The sequence below is a fragment of the Pseudomonas sp. PIC25 genome, assembly GCF_002286785.1.
Taxonomy (GTDB): domain Bacteria; phylum Pseudomonadota; class Gammaproteobacteria; order Pseudomonadales; family Pseudomonadaceae; genus Pseudomonas_M.
In genome coordinates this window covers 52,507-73,048 of sequence record NZ_MUJY01000068.1, presented here as the reverse complement: position 1 = coordinate 73,048, position 20,542 = coordinate 52,507, and the positions used below count along the sequence as shown (strand labels likewise).

18 protein-coding genes are annotated in these 20,542 nt (G+C 65.3%); 6 read left to right on the top strand and 12 right to left on the bottom strand.

All coding sequences use genetic code 11. The features are described 5' to 3' along the window. Window positions 1–729: type VI secretion system tip protein TssI/VgrG (tssI, locus tag BZL41_RS08505; protein ID WP_143518048.1), on the bottom strand; the 729-nt coding region annotated here is incomplete at its 3' end. 519 nt (window positions 730–1,248) lie between these two features. Here tssI and BZL41_RS08500 point away from each other — a divergent pair. Both BZL41_RS08500 and BZL41_RS08495 read left to right on the top strand, forming a co-directional pair. Continuing rightward, window positions 1,249–1,497, top strand: a complete 249-nt coding sequence (locus tag BZL41_RS08500; protein ID WP_095598889.1) for a hypothetical protein — start codon at window positions 1,249–1,251, stop codon at window positions 1,495–1,497. Between the two features lie 234 nt (window positions 1,498–1,731). Beyond that, on the top strand, window positions 1,732–3,441 hold the full coding sequence (locus BZL41_RS08495) for a Na/Pi cotransporter family protein (RefSeq protein ID WP_095598888.1): 1,710 nt from the start codon (window positions 1,732–1,734) through the stop codon (window positions 3,439–3,441). On the opposite strand, the gene BZL41_RS08490 is transcribed toward BZL41_RS08495, so the two are convergent. Both BZL41_RS08490 and BZL41_RS08485 read right to left on the bottom strand, forming a co-directional pair. Continuing rightward, complete coding sequence (locus BZL41_RS08490) at window positions 3,389–5,938, bottom strand: TRAP transporter permease (RefSeq protein WP_095598887.1); 2,550 nt, start codon at window positions 5,936–5,938, stop codon at window positions 3,389–3,391. The genes BZL41_RS08495 and BZL41_RS08490 overlap by 53 nt on opposite strands. Before the next feature lie 129 nt (window positions 5,939–6,067). Then, on the bottom strand, window positions 6,068–7,039 hold the full coding sequence (locus BZL41_RS08485) for a TAXI family TRAP transporter solute-binding subunit (protein WP_095598886.1): 972 nt from the start codon (window positions 7,037–7,039) through the stop codon (window positions 6,068–6,070). A gap of 328 nt (window positions 7,040–7,367) precedes the next feature. On the opposite strand from BZL41_RS08485, the gene BZL41_RS08480 reads away from it, so the two are divergent. Together BZL41_RS08480 and BZL41_RS08475 are read left to right on the top strand one after the other, a co-directional pair. Further along, window positions 7,368–7,676 (top strand): hypothetical protein, encoded by a 309-nt coding sequence (locus tag BZL41_RS08480; protein ID WP_095598885.1) that lies wholly within the window; start codon window positions 7,368–7,370, stop codon window positions 7,674–7,676. Window positions 7,677–7,817: 141 nt separating this feature from the next. Then, entirely contained in the window at window positions 7,818–10,064 is a 2,247-nt protein-coding gene (locus BZL41_RS08475) for a bifunctional diguanylate cyclase/phosphodiesterase (protein WP_095598884.1), read from the top strand. Between the two features lie 12 nt (window positions 10,065–10,076). On the opposite strand, the gene BZL41_RS08470 is transcribed toward BZL41_RS08475, so the two are convergent. The 6 genes from BZL41_RS08470 to BZL41_RS27895 all read right to left on the bottom strand — a co-directional run bounded on the left by BZL41_RS08470 (window position 10,077) and on the right by BZL41_RS27895 (window position 13,676). After that, entirely contained in the window at window positions 10,077–11,303 is a 1,227-nt protein-coding gene (locus BZL41_RS08470; protein ID WP_095598883.1) for a nucleoside recognition domain-containing protein, read from the bottom strand. 266 nt (window positions 11,304–11,569) lie between these two features. Beyond that, entirely contained in the window at window positions 11,570–12,034 is a 465-nt protein-coding gene (locus tag BZL41_RS08465) for an inhibitor of vertebrate lysozyme family protein (protein WP_095598882.1), read from the bottom strand. Continuing rightward, complete coding sequence (locus BZL41_RS08460; RefSeq protein ID WP_084338589.1) at window positions 12,031–12,198, bottom strand: DUF1328 domain-containing protein; 168 nt, start codon at window positions 12,196–12,198, stop codon at window positions 12,031–12,033. Before BZL41_RS08460 ends, BZL41_RS08465 begins: the two co-directional genes overlap by 4 nt. Before the next feature lie 210 nt (window positions 12,199–12,408). Then, on the bottom strand, window positions 12,409–12,693 hold the full coding sequence (locus BZL41_RS08455) for a hypothetical protein (RefSeq protein ID WP_095598881.1): 285 nt from the start codon (window positions 12,691–12,693) through the stop codon (window positions 12,409–12,411). A 226-nt stretch (window positions 12,694–12,919) separates the two neighbouring features. Further along, window positions 12,920–13,354 (bottom strand): PA2169 family four-helix-bundle protein, encoded by a 435-nt coding sequence (locus tag BZL41_RS08450; RefSeq protein ID WP_095598880.1) that lies wholly within the window; start codon window positions 13,352–13,354, stop codon window positions 12,920–12,922. A 22-nt stretch (window positions 13,355–13,376) separates the two neighbouring features. Continuing rightward, window positions 13,377–13,676 carry a hypothetical protein gene (locus tag BZL41_RS27895; RefSeq protein ID WP_143518047.1) on the bottom strand — a complete coding sequence of 100 codons (300 nt, stop codon included), beginning with the start codon at window positions 13,674–13,676 and terminating at the stop codon, window positions 13,377–13,379. A 254-nt stretch (window positions 13,677–13,930) separates the two neighbouring features. Here BZL41_RS27895 and algB point away from each other — a divergent pair, with 254 nt between their 5' ends. Then, window positions 13,931–15,277, top strand: coding sequence for a sigma-54-dependent response regulator transcription factor AlgB (algB, locus tag BZL41_RS08445; RefSeq protein ID WP_095598879.1), 1,347 nt, complete (start codon window positions 13,931–13,933; stop codon window positions 15,275–15,277). After that, the gene (locus BZL41_RS08440; RefSeq protein ID WP_095598878.1) at window positions 15,274–17,067 is read left to right on the top strand and encodes an ATP-binding protein; all 1,794 of its coding nucleotides are present in this window, start codon (window positions 15,274–15,276) and stop codon (window positions 17,065–17,067) included. The genes algB and BZL41_RS08440 overlap by 4 nt, the downstream gene beginning before the upstream one ends. Before the next feature lie 196 nt (window positions 17,068–17,263). Here BZL41_RS08440 and BZL41_RS08435 read toward each other — a convergent pair whose 3' ends face one another. The 3 genes from BZL41_RS08435 to BZL41_RS08425 all read right to left on the bottom strand — a co-directional run bounded on the left by BZL41_RS08435 (window position 17,264) and on the right by BZL41_RS08425 (window position 20,487). Continuing rightward, the gene (locus BZL41_RS08435; protein WP_095598877.1) at window positions 17,264–18,868 is read right to left on the bottom strand and encodes an EAL domain-containing protein; all 1,605 of its coding nucleotides are present in this window, start codon (window positions 18,866–18,868) and stop codon (window positions 17,264–17,266) included. 201 nt (window positions 18,869–19,069) lie between these two features. Next, a complete protein-coding gene (locus tag BZL41_RS08430) occupies window positions 19,070–19,897 on the bottom strand; it encodes an N-acetylmuramoyl-L-alanine amidase (protein WP_095598876.1) in 828 nt (275 codons plus the stop codon). After that, a complete protein-coding gene (locus tag BZL41_RS08425) occupies window positions 19,894–20,487 on the bottom strand; it encodes a MarC family protein (RefSeq protein WP_095598875.1) in 594 nt (197 codons plus the stop codon). Before BZL41_RS08425 ends, BZL41_RS08430 begins: the two co-directional genes overlap by 4 nt. Window positions 20,488–20,542 lie beyond the last annotated feature (55 nt).

Genomic DNA, 20,542 nt, shown 5'->3' with positions numbered 1-20,542 from the left:
GCTGACGTAGCTGGCCGCCATCTGCACGTGCGGCTTTTCGAAGTTGTAGTCGCGCTGGGCGATGTGGTTGGTACGGGTAGCCAGGCGCAGGCCGAAGCGTTTGATCACCGGCTCGTCGGCCACCAGGCCGGTGTCCTGCTGGTAGGCCACCGGGGCGAGCTTGGGGAAGCCGGTCTGGTCGTCGCCGAACACCAGTTCGTGGCCGCTCTCGCTATGGCGGAAGTGATAGTGCAGGCCAATTTCGGAGCAAATCCGGGCGATGAAGGCGAGATCGGTCTCGCCGTATTGCACGCAGTAATCGCGCGCGGGGTAGACGGTGGGGCCGAGCTGGAAGCGGTGCGCGTCGGCGAGGATGCCGTGCTCCTTCAGAATCGTGGAAACGATCTGAGGAATCGACAGGTTCTGGAATATCCGGTGGTTGACCCGGTAGGCCAAATTCGAGAATTGAGGGACCAAGGTGAGGTGGTAGCGCGTCAGGCGCTTGCCGGACTCGCCCTGGGCGATCTGGTGGATCAGCCCATGCACGCCCTCGCCGTTGTGCCCGAAACGCAGGAAGGCCGGCTGGTTGAGGAAGGTCTGCAAATCCAGGTCGGGGCGCTCGCTCACACACTCGATCTGGAAGGCATAGGGCTGGCTGATGGCTTCTTCGCCGGTGAAGGCGAGCACTTGCAGGTCTGTATGGATGCCCTGGATGTGCAACTGGATGTGGGGCTGGTTGGCGTCCGCCATTGGATGCGTCCTCCCTGAAGACTTGGCGGGCGGATGCTACCCAAGCTCTAGTGGGACGGACCGGCTTCTTGGACGCGATTTTTCCCTTTTGCGGGCGGCGGCGGCTCCTACTGGCGAAGCAGGGCACGTTTTGGCGGGGAAATGCCGATGGCCGTGACGCCTGTGTGACGGCTGGCTTGCCCTGACCTCGCCGACCCGCTAGAGTCCCGCCCGTCATGGTCAGTCCATGGCCGGGTGTAGCAACTCGATTCCACGAAGGCGCGGTAGCGCCATAGCTGAGCGGCCAGCGCGTTTGCGTCTGGCTGCCGCATTTCTATGGCGGGCCGTGCGGGGCAGGCTTCGGCCTGGCCGGCGTCTTCGTGGGCCGGTTTGCTACCCCCGTACGGTCCGCCTCCATTACCGCGTAGCAACGGTCGGATGGCGGCTCCTCAATCCACGAAGGAGCACCTCGTATGCGCTACTCCCGTTTATCCCTTGCCGGCTTCTGGCCGATCTCCTGCCTCCGTTCGGAGGTGTGTCATGCCTGATTACCGCCCCGTACCCTCCCTGGCGCCTTTCAACCGGCCCGCGTTGTTCGTCGACACTAGCCTGGGTGCGCAAGCCTTGTTCGACGCTGGGCAGGAACGCCTGGATGCGGCACGGCACTTGGCGCTGGCCTTGCTGTGCAGCGATGAGCCAGCGGAAAACGGCGGCGTGTTCTCCGCCTTCCATCTGTTGCTCGACGATGCGGCGGGTCTATTCGAAGCCGCCTTCCGACAGCGCCGTTGACCGCCACGCCGTACCTCGGGGGCACCTCGCCCCCGAACCCGCGAAATAAAGGCGTTCTGCCACTGGCAATCCTCTCCGCACCCAACTAAAGCTCAATACAGAGCCGCAGAAAAATCGAACGCGAGCGTGGCGCAACGAGTCTCTTTAGAAAGAACCCAGCGCCGCGCAACGTTCGTGAAAACGAGCGACCGTCGTTTTTTGCTCGATAACAAAGGCTGCCAGGGAGGCCGCACTATGCTCACCCTGCTCAACCTGCTGTCATCCATCGCCTTGCTGGTATGGGGAACCCATATCGTCCGCACCGGCATCCTGCGGGTCTATGGCTCGCAGTTGCGGCGCATGCTCAGCCACAGCCTGGATAACCGTTTGCTGGCGTTCTCCTCGGGAATCGGCGTCACCGCGCTGGTGCAGAGCAGCAATGCCACGGCCCTGCTGACCACTTCCTTCGTCGCCCAGGGCCTGATGGCGCTGGCGCCGGCCCTGGCGATCATGCTCGGTGCCGACGTCGGGACGGCGCTGATGGCGCGGGTGCTGACGCTGGACCTGTCGTGGCTGTCGCCGCTGCTGATCTTCCTCGGGGTGATCTTCTTTCTCTCGCGCAAGCAGACTCGTGCCGGCCAGCTCGGCCGGGTGGCCATCGGGCTCGGGCTGATCATCCTGGCGCTGGAGCTGATCGTCAGCTCCGCCACGCCGATCACCGAGTCGCGCGGCATCAAGGTGCTGTTCGCGTCGCTCACCGGCGATCTGCTGCTGGATGCGCTGGTCGGCGCGCTGTTCGCCCTCATCACTTATTCGAGTCTCGCCGCCGTGCTGCTGACCGCGACGTTGGCAGGCGCCGGGCTGATCAGCCTGCCGGTGGCCATCGGCCTGGTGATCGGCGCCAACATCGGCAGCGGCATCCTCGCCTTCCTCAACGCCAGCATGCAGAACGCCGCGGGCCGGCGAGTGGCGCTCGGCAGCCTGCTGTACAAGCTGCTCGGCCTGTTGCTGGTAATGCCGCTGCTCAGGCCGATGGTGGACTGGATGGACGGGCTGGCACTGAGCCCGCAGGGGCTGGTGATCGGTTTCCACCTCGTCTACAACGGGCTGCGCTGCACGTTGCTGCTACCCACCGTGGGGCCGATGGCGCGGCTGTGTACCTGGCTGTTGCCGGAGCGGCAGGTGGACAACGGCATCGCCCGGCCGCGGCACCTGGACCGTAGCGCCCTGGGCACGCCGAGCCTGGCGCTGGCCAACGCGGTGCGCGAGACCCTGCGCATCGGTGATCTGGTGGAACAGATGCTGACCCATCTGCTGGAAGTGCTACGCCACGGCGAGACGGCGCCGGGCAAGGAAATCCGCCGCCTGGACGATGACGTGGATGCGCTCTACAGCGCGGTGAAGCTGTACCTGGCGCAGGTCCCGCGAGACGCGTTGGGCGATCATGACAGCCGGCGCTGGGCGGAGATCATCGAGCTGGCGGTGAACCTGGAGCAGGCCGGGGACATCATCGAGCGGATGCTGGGCAAGTTGCAGAACCAGAAGACGGCCCAGCGCCATTCGTTCTCCGACAGCGGCCTGGAGGAGCTGTCCAGCCTGCACGCCCAGTTGATGAGCAATCTGCGCCTGGGGCTGTCGGTGTTCCTTTCCGGGGATCGCGAGAGCGCCCGCCGCCTGCTGCGGGAGAAACGCAGCTTCCGCGCCCGCGAACGGCGCCTGGCCCACGCCCATGTGCATCGCCTGCACCGGCAGGTGGTGCAGAGCATCGAGACCAGCTCCCTGCATCTGGAGCTGATCGCCGATATGAAACGCTTGAATTCGCTGTTCTGCTCCAGCGCCTATGCGGTGCTGGAGGCAGGGGAGACCGGCGCGTTGCACGCCGGTGAGGATAACGATCCCGCCGAGGCGGCGATCAGCCTTGCCGGCGACGACGCTGTAGCCAGACCACCAGGCCGAACAGCATGAAGCCGGGAATCCACATCAGCTCCTTCGGCCAGCTTTGAGTGGGCGCCCGCACGCTGAGGATTTCCTGGTCGAACTCGAGGCCGGCCTCGGCGGCCGGGCTGCCGAAGGCAACCGTGTCCACCAGGGTTTTGCCGTCCTGCTCGTAGAGGGCGAGGCCGAGCTTGTCCAGGCGCTCCTGGCCGTTGGCGCCGTCGGGGATCGCCAGCAGCAGCGAGAAGGTGCGCTGGTCGCCCACCGCGTCTTCGCCGCGTACCTGCAGGCGAAGCTGGCTGTCCGGCGCCACGTCGTCGAGGGCCTGGGCCAGTTCGGCGGGCGCGATGTCGCGGTAGGGGTCGTGCACGATGTCCATCCAGAAGCCCGGGCGGAACAGGGTGAACGCCACCAGCAGCAACAGCACGTTCTCGTACCAGCGACTCTTCACCAGGAAGAAGCCCTGGGTGCCGGCGGCGAAGATCAGCATGGCGACGGTCGCCACGGCGAAGATCAGCACGCCGTGCCAGAAGTCCACGTCGATCAACAGCAGGTCGGTGTTGAAGATGAACAGGAACGGCAGCGCCGCAGTACGCAGGCTGTAGTAGAAGGCGGTGATGCCGGTCTTGATCGGGTCGCCCTTGGACACGGCGGCGGCGGCGAACGAGGCGAGGCCCACCGGCGGCGTCACGTCGGCCATGATGCCGAAGTAGAAGACGAACAGGTGCACCGCGATCAGCGGCACGATCAGACCGTTCTGCTGGCCCAGGGTCACTACCACCGGCGCCAGCAGGCTGGACACCACGATGTAGTTGGCGGTGGTCGGCAGGCCCATGCCGAGGATCAGGCTGAACACGGCGGTGAGCAGCAGCATCAGCAGCAGGTTGCCCATCGACAGCAGTTCGACCAGATCGGCCAGGACCAGGCCGACGCCGGTCTGCGACACCGCGCCGACGATGATGCCGGCCGCGGCGGTGGCGATGCCGATACCGATCATGTTGCGCGCGCCGGCGATCATGCCTTCGCGCAGGTCGATCACGCCGTCCATGAACGTGCCGTGGTCGTGGCTGTCGTCATGGCGCATCCAACTGAGCAGCGGACGCTGGGTAAGCAGGATGATCACCAGCATCACCGAGCCCCAGAACGCCGACAGGCCGGGGGACAGGCGCTCCACCATCAGGCACCAGACCAGTACCACCACCGGCAGCAGGAAGTGCAGGCCCGAGAGCAGCACCGCGCGGGTTTCGGGCAGGGCATCGAGGGGGGCGTTCGGGTCTTCCGGCGGCAGCACTGGCACGCTGGCGGCGATTTTCAGCAGACCCAGGTAGACCAGCGCCAGCAGCACGCCGATGCCTTCCAGGGCGTACTGACCGAGGGCCGGCTTGAGCCAGCCGAGGCCGTAGTAGACCGCCAGCGACAAGCCGGAAATCAGCGCCGCGCCGAAAGCGAAGCCGGTCAGGCGGCGCAGCCAGGTCTTCGGCTGCTGGTTGCCGATGGGCTGCAGGCCGAGCTTGAGCGATTCCAGGTGGACAATGTAGAGCAGCGCGATGTAGGAGATGGCCGCCGGCAGAAAGGCGTGCTTGATGATCTCCACATAGGGCATGCCGATGTACTCGACCATCAGGAACGCCGCGGCGCCCATCACCGGCGGCATGATCTGGCCGTTCACCGAGGAGGCCACTTCCACCGCGCCGGCCTTCTCCGAGGAAAAGCCGGTGCGTTTCATCATCGGGATGGTGAAGGTGCCGGTGGTGACCACGTTGGCGATCGACGAGCCGGAGATCATCCCGGTCAGGCCGGAGGACAGCACCGCCGCCTTGGCAGGGCCGCCGCGCAGGTGGCCGAGCAGGCTGAAGGCGAGCTGGATGAAGTAATGGCCGGCGCCAGCCCGTTCGAGCAGGGCGCCGAACAGCACGAAGAGGAACACGAAGCTGGTGGAAACGCCGAGGGCGATGCCGAACACGCCTTCGGTGGTGATCCACTGGTGGTTGGCCAGTGCGGTGAAGCTCACGCCGCGGTGGGCCAGCAATCCCGGCATGTACGGGCCGGCGACGCTGTAGACGAGGAAGACCAGGGCGATGACCGCCAAGGCCGGGCCGAGGGCGCGGCGGGTGGCTTCCAGCAGCAGCGGAATGCCGACACAGGCGGTGATCAGGTCAAGGGTGGTCAGGTTGCCGGGCCGCTGCGCCAGTTGCTCGTAGGCCAGGAACAGGTAGGCCGCCGCGGCGCAGGCCACCAGGCCGAGGGCGATGTCCAGCAGCGGCACGTAATTGCGCGGCGAACGTTTGAAGGCCGGGTAGACGAGAAACGCCAGCAGCAAGGCGAACGCCAGGTGGATGGCACGGGTTTCGGTGTCATTGAACACGCCGAAGCCGAACACGAACGGCAGCGGCGAGGCGATCCACAACTGGAACAGCGACCAGAGCAGCGCCAGGCCGGCGATGATCTGCGCCATCGGAGCTCCCGGAAGGCGCGCGCCGACGTCCTGGGCGATCAGTTCTTCGGTGGACAGTTGCTTGTCATGCATGGAAAAGGGACCTGCATTTTCGGCTGATCGGAACACGGCAGAACCCGCGGTCTCGCGACACGCGGGTTCTGCCGGAGGGCGAATACGAAATGCCGCCCCGCCACGGCAAGCCGGGCAGGGCGCCAGGGCTTACAGCCAGCCCTTTTCCTTGTAGTAGCGCTGCGCGCCTTCATGCAGCGGGGCGGACAGGCCGACCTTGATCATGTCTTCGGCCTTCAGGTCCTTGAATGCCGGGTGCAGGCGCTGGAAGCGCTCGAGGTTGTCGAATACCGACTTGACCAGTTGGTAGACCACTTCCGGATCGGTCTTGGCGGAGGTGGAGAGCACCGCCTTGCCGCCGATGGACGGAGTCGGCTGATCGTTGCCCTTGTACACGCCGCCGGGGATCTCGGCCTTGGTGTAGTAGGACTTCTCGGCCAGCAGCTTGTCGATTTCCGGCCCGGTGATCGGCACCAGCACGGCGTCGACGGTGGTGGTGGCTTCCTGGATGGCGCCGTTCGGGTGGCCGACGAAGTAGGTCATGGCGTCGATGTTATTGTCGCCCAGCGCGCTGGCCTGCTCGGCCGGCTTCAGCTCGGCGGCGAGAGCGAAGACGGACTTGTCCCAGCCCTTCACGCGCATGATTTCCTCGAGGGTGTCGCGCTGGCCGGAGCCGGGGTTGCCGACGTTGACGCGCTTGCCCTTGAGGTCGTCGAGCCCTTTGATGTTGGCGTCGCGACGAGCCAGCACGGTGAACACTTCGCTCTGCAGGGAGAACACCGCGCGGATGTCTTCCATCGGACCTTCGGCCTTGAACGGTTCCAGGCCCTTCATGGCCTTGAACTGGTGGTCGGACTGCATGATGCCGAAGTTGAATTCGCCGTTACGGATGCCGTTGACGTTGGCCACGCCGCCGCCGCTGGCCGGCGCGTTGCACTTGATGCCGTGGTCGGCGGAGCCGCGATTGAGGAAACGGCAGATGGACTGTCCGGCGACGTAGTAGACGCCGGTCTGGCCGCCGGTGCCGATGGTGACGAACTTGTCCTGTGCCTGTACCGTGCCGCCCAGCGTGGTGCCCGCCAGGGCCGCCGTCAGGGCCCATGCCAAGGATTTGCCTTTCATGGGTTTGCTCCTTCTTCTGTTTGTTGGATTCAGCCGACCCTGGTGGGGGCAACCGAAGGAGGCGACTTTATACCGGATTGTCCGAAACGGGGCGTATGCCGAACGCGCATGCCCCATGCCGAATACGGCACGCTCCTCCAATCCCAGCGGGTCGCCCGCGCGATTGCAGCCCGGCCGGGCCGCGTCCCGCTCAAAGCTTAGTCCACCCTGAGCGGCGCAAAGTGCGCCAGTCGAATGGAAAAACCGTGCCGCAGCCATGACCGGCGTCAATATCGGCATGACGCTATCCACTAAAGTGCAATGGCCATCCGCCACCCTCTGACCGACCATGCCTCCAGCCACACCCTGCCTGCTGATCGCCAGCGGCGACCGGGACCTCGCGAATCGGCTGCGCCAGCACCTGGCCGCGGCGGACCTGTCCTGCGACGTCCTGGCAGAAAGCGCCGACTGCCGCGAAGCACCGCTGTGCCGCTGGCTGCGGGCCGATCCAGCGGGCGAGCCGGCCCGCCTGAGGGCGGCGCTGATGGATGCCGTCGGTGTGCTCGAACGCACCCGCCATGCCTTCAAGTCGCGCGAACTGGGCGAGCTGCGGCGACGCCTGGAAGCGCTGCTGGAGGCGTCGGCCGGACGGGATTGAACGAAGGTTCCGCACAAGCGGGAACCGGCTTTGCCGGGCAGGACACAAGGGCCTGCAAGACAGAGCGCCCTGCGCCCAGCCGGAACGGCTGCCGCGCACGGCGCTTTTTTCATGCCTGGAATTCGGGGAGAGCCTGTACGGATGGAAGATCGGCTTCGGGGGTTGCTCAGACGAATCGGACTTGACGGTGTGGAAGTCGCCGAACGCTGCCGCTTCCTGGATTGGCGGGCCGACGACGCGGCGCGCCTGAACGGGGCAGCCGGAGACATGGAAGCGGCCCATGCCGCCTTCGTCGACCGCCTTTACGATCGGCTCAGCCGCTTCGAAGCGCCGGTGGCGATCCTCGGCGGCCAGGACGTGGTGACGCGCCTCAAGCACAGCCAGCTCGGCTATTACCGGCGCCTGTGGCAGGGCCCCTACGACCGTGACTACGTGGCCGACCGCCTGAATATCGGGCTGATCCACCAGCGTGTGGGCGTCGAGCCCAAGTGGTACCTCGGCGGATATCGCCTGTACCTGGACAACATGCTAGACCGCCTGCTGGGCGGTCATCCGGCAGCGGCCACTTATGCCAGCCTGCTGAAGGCGGTGTTTTTCGACATGACCCTGGCCATCGACACTTACATCGCCGCCCAGCGCCAAGCCCTGGAGGACAGCGAAGCACGCTTCGCCCGTGCCCTGCGCGGCGCCAACGACGGCCTTGGGGATTGGGACATCGAGACCGGCCGCCTTTACCTCTCGGAGCGCTGGACCGGCATGCTCGGCCTGCCGGCGAACAGCCTGAGCGCCGACAGCGCCGCCTGGCTCGAGCGCGTCCACCCGGAGGACCTGCCCGCACTGCGCGACGCCATCGCCGCCCACCTGCGCGGTGAAACCGCTTCGCTGCACCACGAATACCGCATCCGCCGGCACGACGGGGACTATGCCTGGGTGCTGGTGCGCGGCGTGGCCGAGGCGAGCGTGCCCGGCTCCACCGAAACCGGCCGCCGGATGGCCGGCTCGCAGACCGACATCAGCCAGCGCAAAGCCGCCGAAGAGCAACTGCGCCATGCCGCCCGTCACGATCCGCTCACCGGCCTGGCCAACCGCACCCGCCTGGACGAACTGCTGCAGCAGGCCCTGTATCGCCTGAACCGGCCCGGCGCTCGCCAGGCGGCACTGCTATTCGTCGATCTCGACCGCTTCAAGCTGATCAACGACAGCCTGGGGCACGCCACGGGCGACCGGGTCCTGATCGAAGTGGCGAAACGGCTGAGCGCCTGTCTGCGCCCCGGCGATCATCTGGTCCGTTTCGGCGGCGACGAGTTCGTCGCCCTGCTCGACGACCTGGCCCACCAGACCGACGCCGAGCGCGTCGCCCAACGCATGCTGGAAAGCCTGCATCAGCCGCTGCATCTGGACGAGCGAGTGCTGGTGGTCAGCGCCAGTATCGGCATCGCCCCGCTGCGCGAGACGGACGGTGCGCTGGATGCCCTGCAGGCCGCCGACCTCGCCCTGTACCGGGCAAAGGCGGCGGGCAAGGCGCAATTCGCCCGCTACAGCGACGAGTTGCAGGGCATGGCGCAGCGCCAACTGGAACTGGAGAGCGCGCTGGCTCAAGCGCTGGACAAGGGCGAGTTCGAGTTGCACTACCAGCCGATCTGCCGCCTGGACCAGGGCCAGCCCTACCTGCAGGCCGTGGAAGCGCTGTTGCGCTGGCGCCAGGACGGGCGTCTGGTTTCGCCCCTGGAGTTCATCCCGGTGCTGGAGGAATCCGGCGAGATCGTCCGCGTCGGCGACTGGGTGCTGCGCCAGGCCTGCCGGCAGACCCGTGCCTGGCAGCTCGCCGGGCAGAACCGGCTGCGCTGCTCGGTGAACCTGTCCAGCCGCCAGTTGCGGCAGCCCGACTTCGCCGCACGGCTCGCCGATATCCTGCTGGACAGCGGCCTCGCCCCGGGCAGCCTGGTGTTGGAGATCACCGAAAGCCTGCTGATGCAGGACAGCGCGGAAACCCTCTCCAGCCTGCGCGAGCTGGCCAGCCTGGGGGTGCGCCTGGCCCTGGACGACTTCGGCACCGGCTACTGCTCCCTCGGCTACCTGACCCGCTTCCCGCTGCACATCCTGAAAGTGGACAAGAGCTTCATCGGCGGCGCCCCGCACGATCCGGAGATGACCGCGATCAGCCGGGCCATCATCGGCCTCGGCGCCAGCCTGGGTCTGGAGGTGGTGGCCGAAGGAGTGGAAACCGACGCCCACCTGGCGTTCCTGGCCGCCGAAGGCTGCCGTTATGCCCAGGGCTACTGGTTCGGCCGGCCGAAGCCGCCGCAGGAATTGCAGCGGTTGTTCAGCGGCGAGGATTGCTTCGACGGGCACTGGTGCCTGCTGCCGGAGCCCAGCGGCATGGTCTGATGCCGTAGCCTTTCAGCCAAAGAACCAGTAGCAGATAGCGATCGCCGCCAGCACCCCGGCGACATCCGCGATCAAGGCGCAGCCCACCGCATGACGGGCGCGCTGGATGCCGACCGCTCCGAAGTACACGGCCAGGACGTAGAAGGTGGTTTCGGTGCTGCCTTGGATGGTCGCCGCCACCAGCGCCGGAAAGCTGTCCACACCCTGGCTCTGCATGGTCTCTATTAGCATGGCGCGCGCCGCGCTGCCGGAGAACGGCTTGACCAGCGCGGTCGGCAGCGCATCGACGAAGCGGGTGTCCCAGCCGAACCACTCGACCAGCGCTCGCACGCCATCCAGGCCATAGTCCAGGGCGCCGGAAGCCCGCAGCACGCCAATCGCGCAGAGCATGGCGACGAGATAGGGCAGCAGGTTGCGGGCGACATCGAAGCCTTCCTTGGCGCCTTCGACGAAGCTCTCGTAGACCGGCACCTTGCGCAGGGCGCCGACCAGCAGGAAGGCCAGGATCAGGCCGAACAGGGTCAGGTTGCCAAGCAGGCTGGACAGCTCTTTCAGGGCCGTGGCGGACAGCGTGCTGAGCAGGGCCATGAAGGCGCCGAGCAACAGGGCTCCGGGAATCAGGTAGCCCAGCACCACCGGGTCCCACAACCGCAACCGCTGGACGATAGCCACGCTGACCAGACCGGCCAGGGTGGAAGCGCTGGTAGCGAGCAGGATCGGCAGGAAGACCAGGGTGGGGTCGTCGGCGCCCTGCTGCACGCGATACATGAAGATCGACACCGGCAGCAATGTCAGCGAAGAGGCATTGAGCACGAGGAACAGGATCTGCGCATTGCTCGCCACCGTCTGGCTCGGGTTCAGGTCCTGCAAGGCGCGCATCGCCTTGAGGCCGATCGGTGTGGCGGCGTTGTCCAGCCCCAGGCCGTTGGCCGCGAAGTTCAGGGTGATCAGGCCCAGGGCCGGGTGTCCGCGCGGCACCTCGGGCATCAGGCGGGCGAACAGCGGGCCGAGCAGGCGCGCCAGCAGGTCAACGAGGCCGGCTTTTTCGGCGATGCGCAGGAATCCCAGCCAGAGGGTAAGCGTGCCGAACAGCACCACCATCAGCTCGACGGAAACCTTGGCCATGGCGAATAGGCTTTCCACCAATGCCGCCCAGACCGTGGGGTCCCCACCGATCCAACGCACCAGCGCGGCCAACGCCGCCACCAGGAAGAAGCCGAGCCACAGGCCGTTGAGCATGATGATCCCCCGAAAACCGTGCGGAGGATGATAGCGGCCCGGCGACGCAGCGGTCACCCACCGTGCCCGCGTGCGGGTTCAAACAGAGGGGGAAAAGCAGATTGCTACGCACTGCCCACCGGGGCGCGAGACCTGTCGCGGCCCCGGTAGCAGCGCTCGCCAGACCCGGCCCGTCGGACGGAGGTACTCCCTGTACCCCTAGGTCGCTTCGAACCTGACGCATTCAAAGCAACCCGGCCCCTTGGTCTACCCCTTGTCGGGGGATATCAATGCCAATCCGGATCGGCCCTCAACTGCTCGTCGAGAAGCCTTTTCTGTTCTTCGTCCGGCTCGCCCAGCCAGCGGAAGCTGGCATGCCGGCTGGGCGCCTTATCCGCGGGCATGCCCTGCGGCACCTGGACGTAGAGCGCGTAAACCTTGTCCTTGTCCCAGCTGAACGCGACGTAGAGCCGCTGATGGAAGCAATCCTGCTCATCGCAGAGCCGGCCAACCAGGTACTTGCCGTCCTTGCTTTCCACTGCCTTCATCGGCGCTCCCTTGCCGGTCAGGTTCATGACCCATTCCGGCAGCCGGAGTTCGTCCTCGACCAGCTCCTGCCAAGTCTCACGGTATTCCTGGTCCGTCAGCACCTCGTTGAGGCGGAACTCGGCATCCGTGTCGGCAGCGTGGGCAACCGCGCTGGCGCTCAGCAATAGAGCAGCCAGCAGCGCTTGCGGCCGTTTCGATCTCAACGTGGCCCCCTCATGCGGCCGAAGATGAACGACGCGACGAACAGCACCAGGAACAGCACGAACAGGATCTTCGCGATGCCGGTGGCTGTACCTGCTATACCACCGAAGCCGAGTACCCCGGCGATGATGGCAATGATCAGAAAGGTAATAGCCCAGCTCAACATGGTGATTCTCCTCTCGGGTTGGTGAAGGAAACCGTACGGTTTCCCCGGGCACACCAATGTGCCCGCCCCGTCAGGCGGAACCGAAGCTCCGCCGACGGCCACCGGGACCGGAGTGCCGGTGCCCGGCCTGTTCCGAAGCGGTTCGCGGACGAACCCTTTCAGAACATCCTTGCGTGCCGATCCTGGGAAGGACGGCGCTCATCTCTGACATCAGAACACCCAGCTCTGTCGGCGGGGCAGCTCGCTCCAGGCTTGCGTCTGGGGCTCGCGTTCCAGAACCGGTACCGCATGCTGGATACCCGATGTCTGCGACCGCAGTTGCGATTGCAGAATCTGCACCTGTTGCTGGATCTGCGGCTGAAGCAGGGGCTGCGGGTTCCGGCTTTCCTGAAAACGTTCCGTCACCGTCCCGAAACTGCCCTGGATCAGCAGCACTGCCAGTCCAGCAATAACGCTCTTGAGCAATAGACCTTCATTGGATTGGCGTTGTTTCATCCTGAAATCTCCTCCCAGCCATATGGGACTCCGGCCAAGGCCGCATAAAAGGCAGACAGTCATCGCTGCATTGCTTATGCCAATCGCGGCTCATGCTTTTCCGGAATAAGATCAATAACTTATGTATCGCTAATCGGGTCAATCTCAGGCAATTTGCACGATTGAATATTTTTCGATCTTGCAAATTGCACGAATAAAAACCTGGAACATCCCTATTCCAGGAAGCTCATCCAAGGCTTTGTTTCAGGCTGCGCATGCGGTCATGGCAGGCGCGAACCTTGGGCATTTCCACGGAAAGCAGTGCGCGCACGTCGGGCTCGGCGCTTTCGAGGGCGTCTTCGAAGGCATGGACGATGCGATCTTCCGCTGCTTCCAACTGGGCGATGTAGGCGCCGCTCTCGTCTTTCGCCAGGGTCGCACGCGTATCGGCGTAGACCTCTCGCAACTTGCCCAGCGCGGTACCGCCTTGCGCCGGCTGTTCATGGTTCGCCGCGACTTTCACCGCCAAGGCCTGGATCACCTCTGTCTTCGCCTGAGCCATGTCGCGGAACAGGCTTTGCAGCCGGGTGTCCTTCACTTCCTCGATGGCATGCTGGTAGAAACGCTCGCCATCACGGGTGATCTCGATCAGCTCGTTCAACTGCGCTGTGGTACGGGTCATGGCTGTTTCTCCTGAAGGGTTATCAAAGGTCTCGGCACCGGCGGGTCTTGCTCCGGGCGTTCCCTTGCGGCTCCCGTATCGCACTGTCGGCCAGGGCGTCCCGGTACAGCCTCGGTACGTCGAATCCCGCTCGCCGTGCCACTTGTACCGGACGGCGGACGCTGCGCCATGGCGTGCGGGTCGAACCCGCACGGCAGGCCGTCAGGTAACGGATGCACAGGTCGGCTTCCCGGTTGGCAGATGCACAGGCCCGGTCGTTCATCGAGCCGGCGGCCGTATTTCCTGCGGCGGTGCGATCGGTGGGCTTGCGCGGGTCTGCCATGAAAAGGTCCTTCGAGCAGTCTGCAATCTGGGTTTCTGCCTCTTCCTTCGCAAGCCCTGTGCCAGCTCCAAAAACACGTAATTTCAATGACTTAGGATTTTAGACAGACACAGAGGCCATGCACGATGCAGGACTGAACGGAAACTGTCGTGCAACTTGCACGGACTTCCCGTTGACTAATAATCCTGTCCTACAAGACCCCGCCTCGCTGGAGGCCATCGGGGCTGACACATGCCGTTTTAGGGAGAAGTCTTATGGAGTCGATGTTGGAAACCGGCGGGCGCATCCTGCTCGTGGACGATGAAGCGGCAATTCTTCGGACCTTCCGCTACTGCCTGGAAGACCAGGGCTACAGCGTGTCCACCGCCAGCAGTGCGGCACAGGCCGAAGCGCTGTTGCAGCGCCAGGTCTTCGATCTCTGTTTTCTCGATCTGCGCCTCGGGGCCGACAACGGCCTGGACGTGTTGCAGCAGATGCGTAACCTGGCGCCCTGGATGCGGGTGGTCATCATCACCGCCCATTCCGCGGTGAACACTGCGGTAGACGCCATGCAGGCCGGCGCCGCGGATTACCTGGTCAAGCCGTGCAGCCCGGACCAACTGCGCCTGGCGGCGGCCAAGCAACTGGAGATGCGCCAGTTGGCGGCTCGCCTGGAGGCCCTGGAGGGCGAGCTGCATCGCCCCAGCGACACCCTCAACTCCAACAGTCCGGCCATGATGGCGGTGCTGGAGACCGCCCGCCAGGTCGCGGTCACCGATGCCAACATTCTCATCCTCGGCGAGTCGGGCTCCGGCAAGGGCGAGCTGGCACGCGCCATCCATGGCTGGAGCCGCCGCGCCAAGAAAGCCTTCATGACCATTAACTGCCCATCGCTGTCGGCGGAGCTGATGGAAAGCGAACTGTTCGGCCACAGCCGCGGCGCCTTCACCGGCGCCACCGAAAGCACCCTGGGCCGGGTCAACCAGGCCGACGGCGGTACCCTGTTCCTCGACGAGATCGGCGACTTCCCGCTGACGCTGCAACCCAAGCTGCTGCGCTTCATCCAGGACAAGGAATACGAGCGGGTCGGCGATCCGGTCACCCGTCGCGCCGACGTGCGCATTCTTGCGGCGACCAACCGCAACCTGGAAGAAATGGTCAGCCAGGGACGCTTCCGCGAGGACCTGCTTTACCGCCTCAACGTGATCACGCTGAACCTGCCGCCGCTGCGTGAGCGACCGGAAGACATCGTGGCCCTGGCCGAACGCTTTCTCGCCTACTTCGTCAAAACCTACTCGAGGCCCGCACGGGGATTCAGCGAGCAGGCGCTGGATGCGCTCGGCAGCTACCGTTGGCCGGGCAACGTGCGCGAACTGCGCAACGTGATCGAGCGTGCCTGCATCATCTGTCCCAAGGAATGGCTGGAGGTCGGCCACCTCGGGCTCGCCGAGCAGCCCAGCAACAATGCGCCACGGGTGGGTGAATCCATGAGCCTGGAAGAACTGGAGAAAGCCCATATCGCGGCGGTCATCGCCACTAGCGAAACCCTCGAGCAAGCGGCGAAAGTGCTCGGCATCGATGCCTCTACGCTGTACCGCAAACGCAAGCAGTACGGCCTATGAACAGACACCTGCCGGTCAAGCTGCGTACCCGACTGTTCCTCAGCATTTCGGCCCTGATGACGGTAGCCCTCCTGGGGCTCATCCTCGGCCTGACCGGGGTGGTACAGATGGCCAACTCGCAGAAGGAGCTGATCAACCAGAACTACGGGACGATCAAGAATGGCATCCAGTTGCGCCAGGCTTTCACCGACCAGTTGGTGATTCTGCTCAACGAGCACCCCGACTTCAATGCGTTGCACGAGGCCCAGCGCGAATTCCAGGACTACCTGAACGTGGCCTTGGAGGAATCGCGCAATGACTCCCGATACGACCACTATCAGACGGTAGCGGCCAACTACGCGAAATTGCTGGAGGTCCTCGACCAGCCGCCCCAGCGGCGCCGGGAGATGCTCGACGATGCCGCGTTCAGCGAGGCGATCGGCTCGCTGCAACAAAGTCTGATCGACGTGCAGCAGCGGAGCATCGACAACGTGCTGGTCATGGAAGCCCATTCGCGGGAACGCGCCTTGCTGGTCGCGGGTCTGCTCGGCATCGTCGGGGTCGCCGTGCTGCTGATCGGCTTCGTCACCGCCCACAGCTTCGCACGTCGCTTCAGCGCACCCATCGAACAGCTCGCTCATGCGGCGGACGAGATCGGCCAGGGTAACTTTCAGATCACCCTGCCGATCGCTCCCGAAGCCGAGCTGTCGTCGTTCATCCGTCGCTTCGGCCTGATGGCCGAGGCCCTGAGCCTGTTCAAGCAGACCAACGTCGAGGCCCTGAGCAGTGGCCAACGACGCCTGCAAGCGGTGCTCGACAGCATCGACGACGGCCTGCTGATCATCGACCGCCAGGGCCGCCTGGAGCACGCCAACCCGGTGGCCCAGCGCCAGCTCGGCTGGACCTCGGAACACATCGGCCAATCCCTCGGCGCGGCCCTGGACCATGCCGAACTGGACGAAGCCGTGCAGCAAGTGCTGAACAACCAGCCGCTGGAAAAACCGATGCAGGACCTGGAAATCCAGGTGGACGGCGACACCCGCCTGCTGAACTGGCGGCTCAGCACCGTCGGCCACGACGACGGTCGTGTGATGGGCGCGGTGATGGTGCTGCGCGACGTCACCGAACAGCGTGCCTTCGAGCGGGTACGCAACGAATTCGTGCTACGCGCCTCCCATGAGCTGCGCACGCCGGTCACCGGCATGCACATGGCCTTCGCCCTGCTCCGCGAACGGCTGCGCTTCTCCCCGGAGGCGCGGGAAAGCGAACTGCTGCGGACCGTGGACGAGGAAATGCATCGGCTGGTCCGGCTGATCAACGACCTGTTGAACTTCTCGCGCTACCAAAGTGGCCAGCAGAAACTCGAGCTGTCGCCCTGCGACGTCGGCGAACTGCTCGAACGCACGCGCCTGCGCTTCGCCGCCCAGGCGACCGAACACGACATCACCCTCCAGGTGGAACTGCAGTCGCCGCTGCCGCGCCTGCTGGCCGACCACCTGCAACTGGAGCGGGCGCTGGACAACCTGGTCGGCAACGCACTACGGCATACGCCCAACGGCGGGCGAATTTGCCTGCAGGCGCGTCGCCATGGCGATCGACTGATCATCAGCGTCGAAGATACCGGCGAAGGCATCCCCTACAGCCAGCAGGCCCGCATCTTCGAGCCGTTCGTTCAGATCGGCACCAAGAAAGGCGGCACCGGACTGGGGCTGGCACTGTGCAAGGAAATTGCGCAACTGCATGGCGGAAGGCTCGGCGTTCACTCACGCCTTGGCCAGGGCACCATCTTCTACCTCGCCCTGCCGGTCTAAGAGCCTGTTTACGAACTGCTGCGCGTCGACCCCACTGCGTTGAAAACAGGCTCTAAGCCGAAGCGCGGCCCGGTCATCACCGGCATCGACTCGGCATGACCGTCGTCGGCGGCACCGCGCAGCCTGCCGGCTCGATCGTGGAGTTACCGTTCACCGCACTGGCCAACTCGCGCCTGATCGGCAGCACCATCGAAGGTTAAGCCGCGCGAATCACCGGGATATCCTGCTCCACCAGGGTCCGCAGTTTGTCCGCCGTCAACGGCTGGGCGAACAGCCAGCCCTGGCCATAGTGAGCGCCTTCGCTGCCGAGCAGACGTGCCTGGGCCTCCTGCTCGATGCCTTCGGCAATCACCTTCAACTTGAGCGCATGAGCCATGCGGATGATATGCGGTGCCACACCGCTGCTGGCGGCGTCGTGGCCAAGGGCATCGACGAAGGATTTGTCGATCTTCAGGTAGTCCACCGGCAGGTTCTGCAGGTGCGCCAGGCTGCAGTAGCCGGTACCGAAATCGTCGATCAGCACCCGGTGGCCGTTCGCCCGTAGCGCCATCAATTGGCCGCGCGCCGCCTCGATGTCGGTAAGCCCTCGCTCGGAAATCTCGAAGGCGATCTGCGAGGCCGGCACCCGGTATTGCGCCAGCAGGCTCGCCGCGACCTGGCCGATGCGCGGCTCGGTGACGTCACAGGCTGCCAGGTTGACCGAGATATACAGGTGCGGATTGTGTTGCAGCAGATCGCCGAGGTCTTCCAGCACCTGCTCCAGCACGTAGTCGGTGATGTCGCGAATCTGCCCGGTCGCCTCGGCCAGGGGCACGAACAGGTCCGGCGTAGCCAGCGTGCCATCCGGGCGCATCCAGCGCACCAGCGCCTCGGCGCCGACGCAGCGGCGGCTGGCGAGATCGAAGATGGGCTGGTAACGCACCCGCAGCTCGCGGCGGTGCAAGGCTCCTTCCAGCTCGCCGCTGAGGGACTGGCGGTGACGGACCAGTTGCAGCACCAGCGCACCAATCAGCAGCGCCAGGATCAGGCTGCCGGGCACCAGCATGCGCCAGCCGTCGCGCACCTTCTGCATCAGATCGTCGCGCGGAACGGCCAGCACCAGATCGTACTGGGGAATCCGGCTCGGCATGCGGTAGATCAGTTGCCCCTCGGTGAGCACCAGGGCGTCGTCATCCTTCGGCGGCCAGCCCTCGGCGGGTGGCCAGTAATGTTCGGCGCCGAGGATCGGCAGCGGTGCACCGCCGGCCTTGGGCACGAACAGCAGGCTGCCGCCTTCGGGCAGGTCGACCACGTCGGCGAAATGCCCGCGCGCCACGGAAACGCGGAAGTAGCCACGCCCCACCACCAAGGCCGCCAGGTCATCGTTGACCTGGGAGGCAGTGTTCAGCCAGTAGCGGTAGGTCTCATCCTGGATATCCGCCGGCCGCTCGGCGCCCAGCGAACTCTGCCGTGGCCAGGACGAACAGCGCTGCCGGCCACCGACAAAGGCGGCCTCGTAGATGAAGCGATGCTTGAAGGCGACCTGCCGCAGGGTTTCGACCATGGCGATGTCGCAGCCGCGCAACGGTTGCGCCTCCAAGTGGTCCAGCCCCTGGCGCAACTGGCCGAAGACCTGCTCCAGGCGCTGGAGGAAGCGTTCGCCGCGGGCATTCATCTGCTCGCTCTCCACCATCCTCGCCTGCTGCGCCGCGAGTGTGAGACTCCCCAGCAGAAGCACCGCGGCGCTCAACAGGACCGCCAGCAGGGCCATCGGCCAGGGATGATAGAAAGCTCGGCGCAAACGCGCTATCGGGTGCGACATACTCGGCTTCCCAACGTCGTTGACCTTTTTCAGGTATAGCGCAAGGCGCACCTTGTTAGGCCCCTGAAACACTTCCCGGTTCGCTCGACGACTGTTCAGCCGGTCACAAACCGATAGTCGGGTTCCGTTCTACCCGCCCGAGCGGCAGGCTGCCGCGCAGGAACGACGCCCAAAAATCTCCCCGCGACGCCAGGGCGGGTTCTACATGGAGAGGCCCTGTCCCGGGTCCGCCGCCAGGGGCACGTCCGCCGGTGCATCGCCGTTCAGTACCGCGAGCAGGCCCGCGGTTTCCGCATCCGGCTCGCCATCGAAACGCGACGGACGGTATTTCATCTGGAACGCCGCGATGACGCGGCGCGTGGCCTCGTCCAGCTCGCCGTGCCGCGGTACCCGATAGCCCTGTTGCTCCAGCTGTTGCTGAAACCAAGCCACGTCCGGCAGGCCGCCGCGGGCGAAATGCGTCTGCCAGCGAATCACTTCGCGGGCATCGGGCCAGACGATGAGGCCGGCATCGGCCAAGCGCTTCCAGGGAAACAGCGGTCCCGGATCGACCTTGCGCAGCGGTGCGATGTCGCTGTGGCCGATGATGTTGCCCGGCGGCACACCGTGCCGGCGGATAATGTCCTTGAGCAGCAGGATCAAGGCGTCGATCTGCTCGTCGGGATAGGGGTACCACCGCCGCTGGCCATCGGCGGTCTCGGTGTAGCCGGGGTTGACCAGTTCGATGCCGATGGAGCTGGCGTTCAACCAGGTCCGCCCGCGCCATTCGCTCTCGCCGGCATGCCAGGCGCGACGGTTCTCGTCGACCAGGCGGTAGATGGTCGGCGGCTTGGCGCCGATCAGGTAATGGCTGCTCACCTCGCCGTGGGTGAGGGTCGCCAGGGAGCGCGGCAGGTCGCTGGAGGTGTAGTGCAGGATGACGAACTGCACCCGGCTGTCCTGGCCCTGGGAGGTGTGGCTAGTGTCGATGCGCAACCCGCCGCAACCGGCCAGCACGCTGAGGATCGAGGCAAGGAGGAGGGCTCTCATGGGGCGATGTGTAGCACGCTCTGCAGGTTATCCAACAGCATGTCGACGCTTAGCATGATCAGCAGCATGCCGGCGAGACGTTCTATGGCGGTGAGACCGCGCGGGCCGAGGAAGCGTTGCAGGAACGCCGCCTGGAGGAGAATCAGGGACGTCGCCGCCCAGGCCAGGAACACCGCCAGGTAAAGCTCCCACAGGGCCCCGTCGTGGGTGTTGCGCAGGGTCATCAGCACGGTCAGTGCGGAAGGACCCGCCACCGCCGGCGTGGCCAGCGGCACCAGCATGGGCTCGCCGTCCGGCAGGTCGCCGAGCAGGCCCTGCGGGCTGGGAAAGATCAACCGCATGGCGATGACGAACAGGATGATGCCGCCGGCGATCGCCGTCGCCTCTCGGGACAGGCCGAGACCGCTGAGGATCTTCGCGCCGAAGGTGAGGAACAGCAGCAAAAGGGCGAGGGCGAACAGCAGCTCCCGTGCCACCACGCGCACCCTCCGCTCCGGGGCGACGTTCTTCAGGGCGGCCAGGTAGATGGCGATGTTGCCGAAAGGATCGGTCACTAGAAAGATCAGGACGGCGATGCCGAAGATATCCATCGATACGACTCCAGGGAATCCGAAACCGGCGAGAACAGCTCTGACCCTCCGTCGA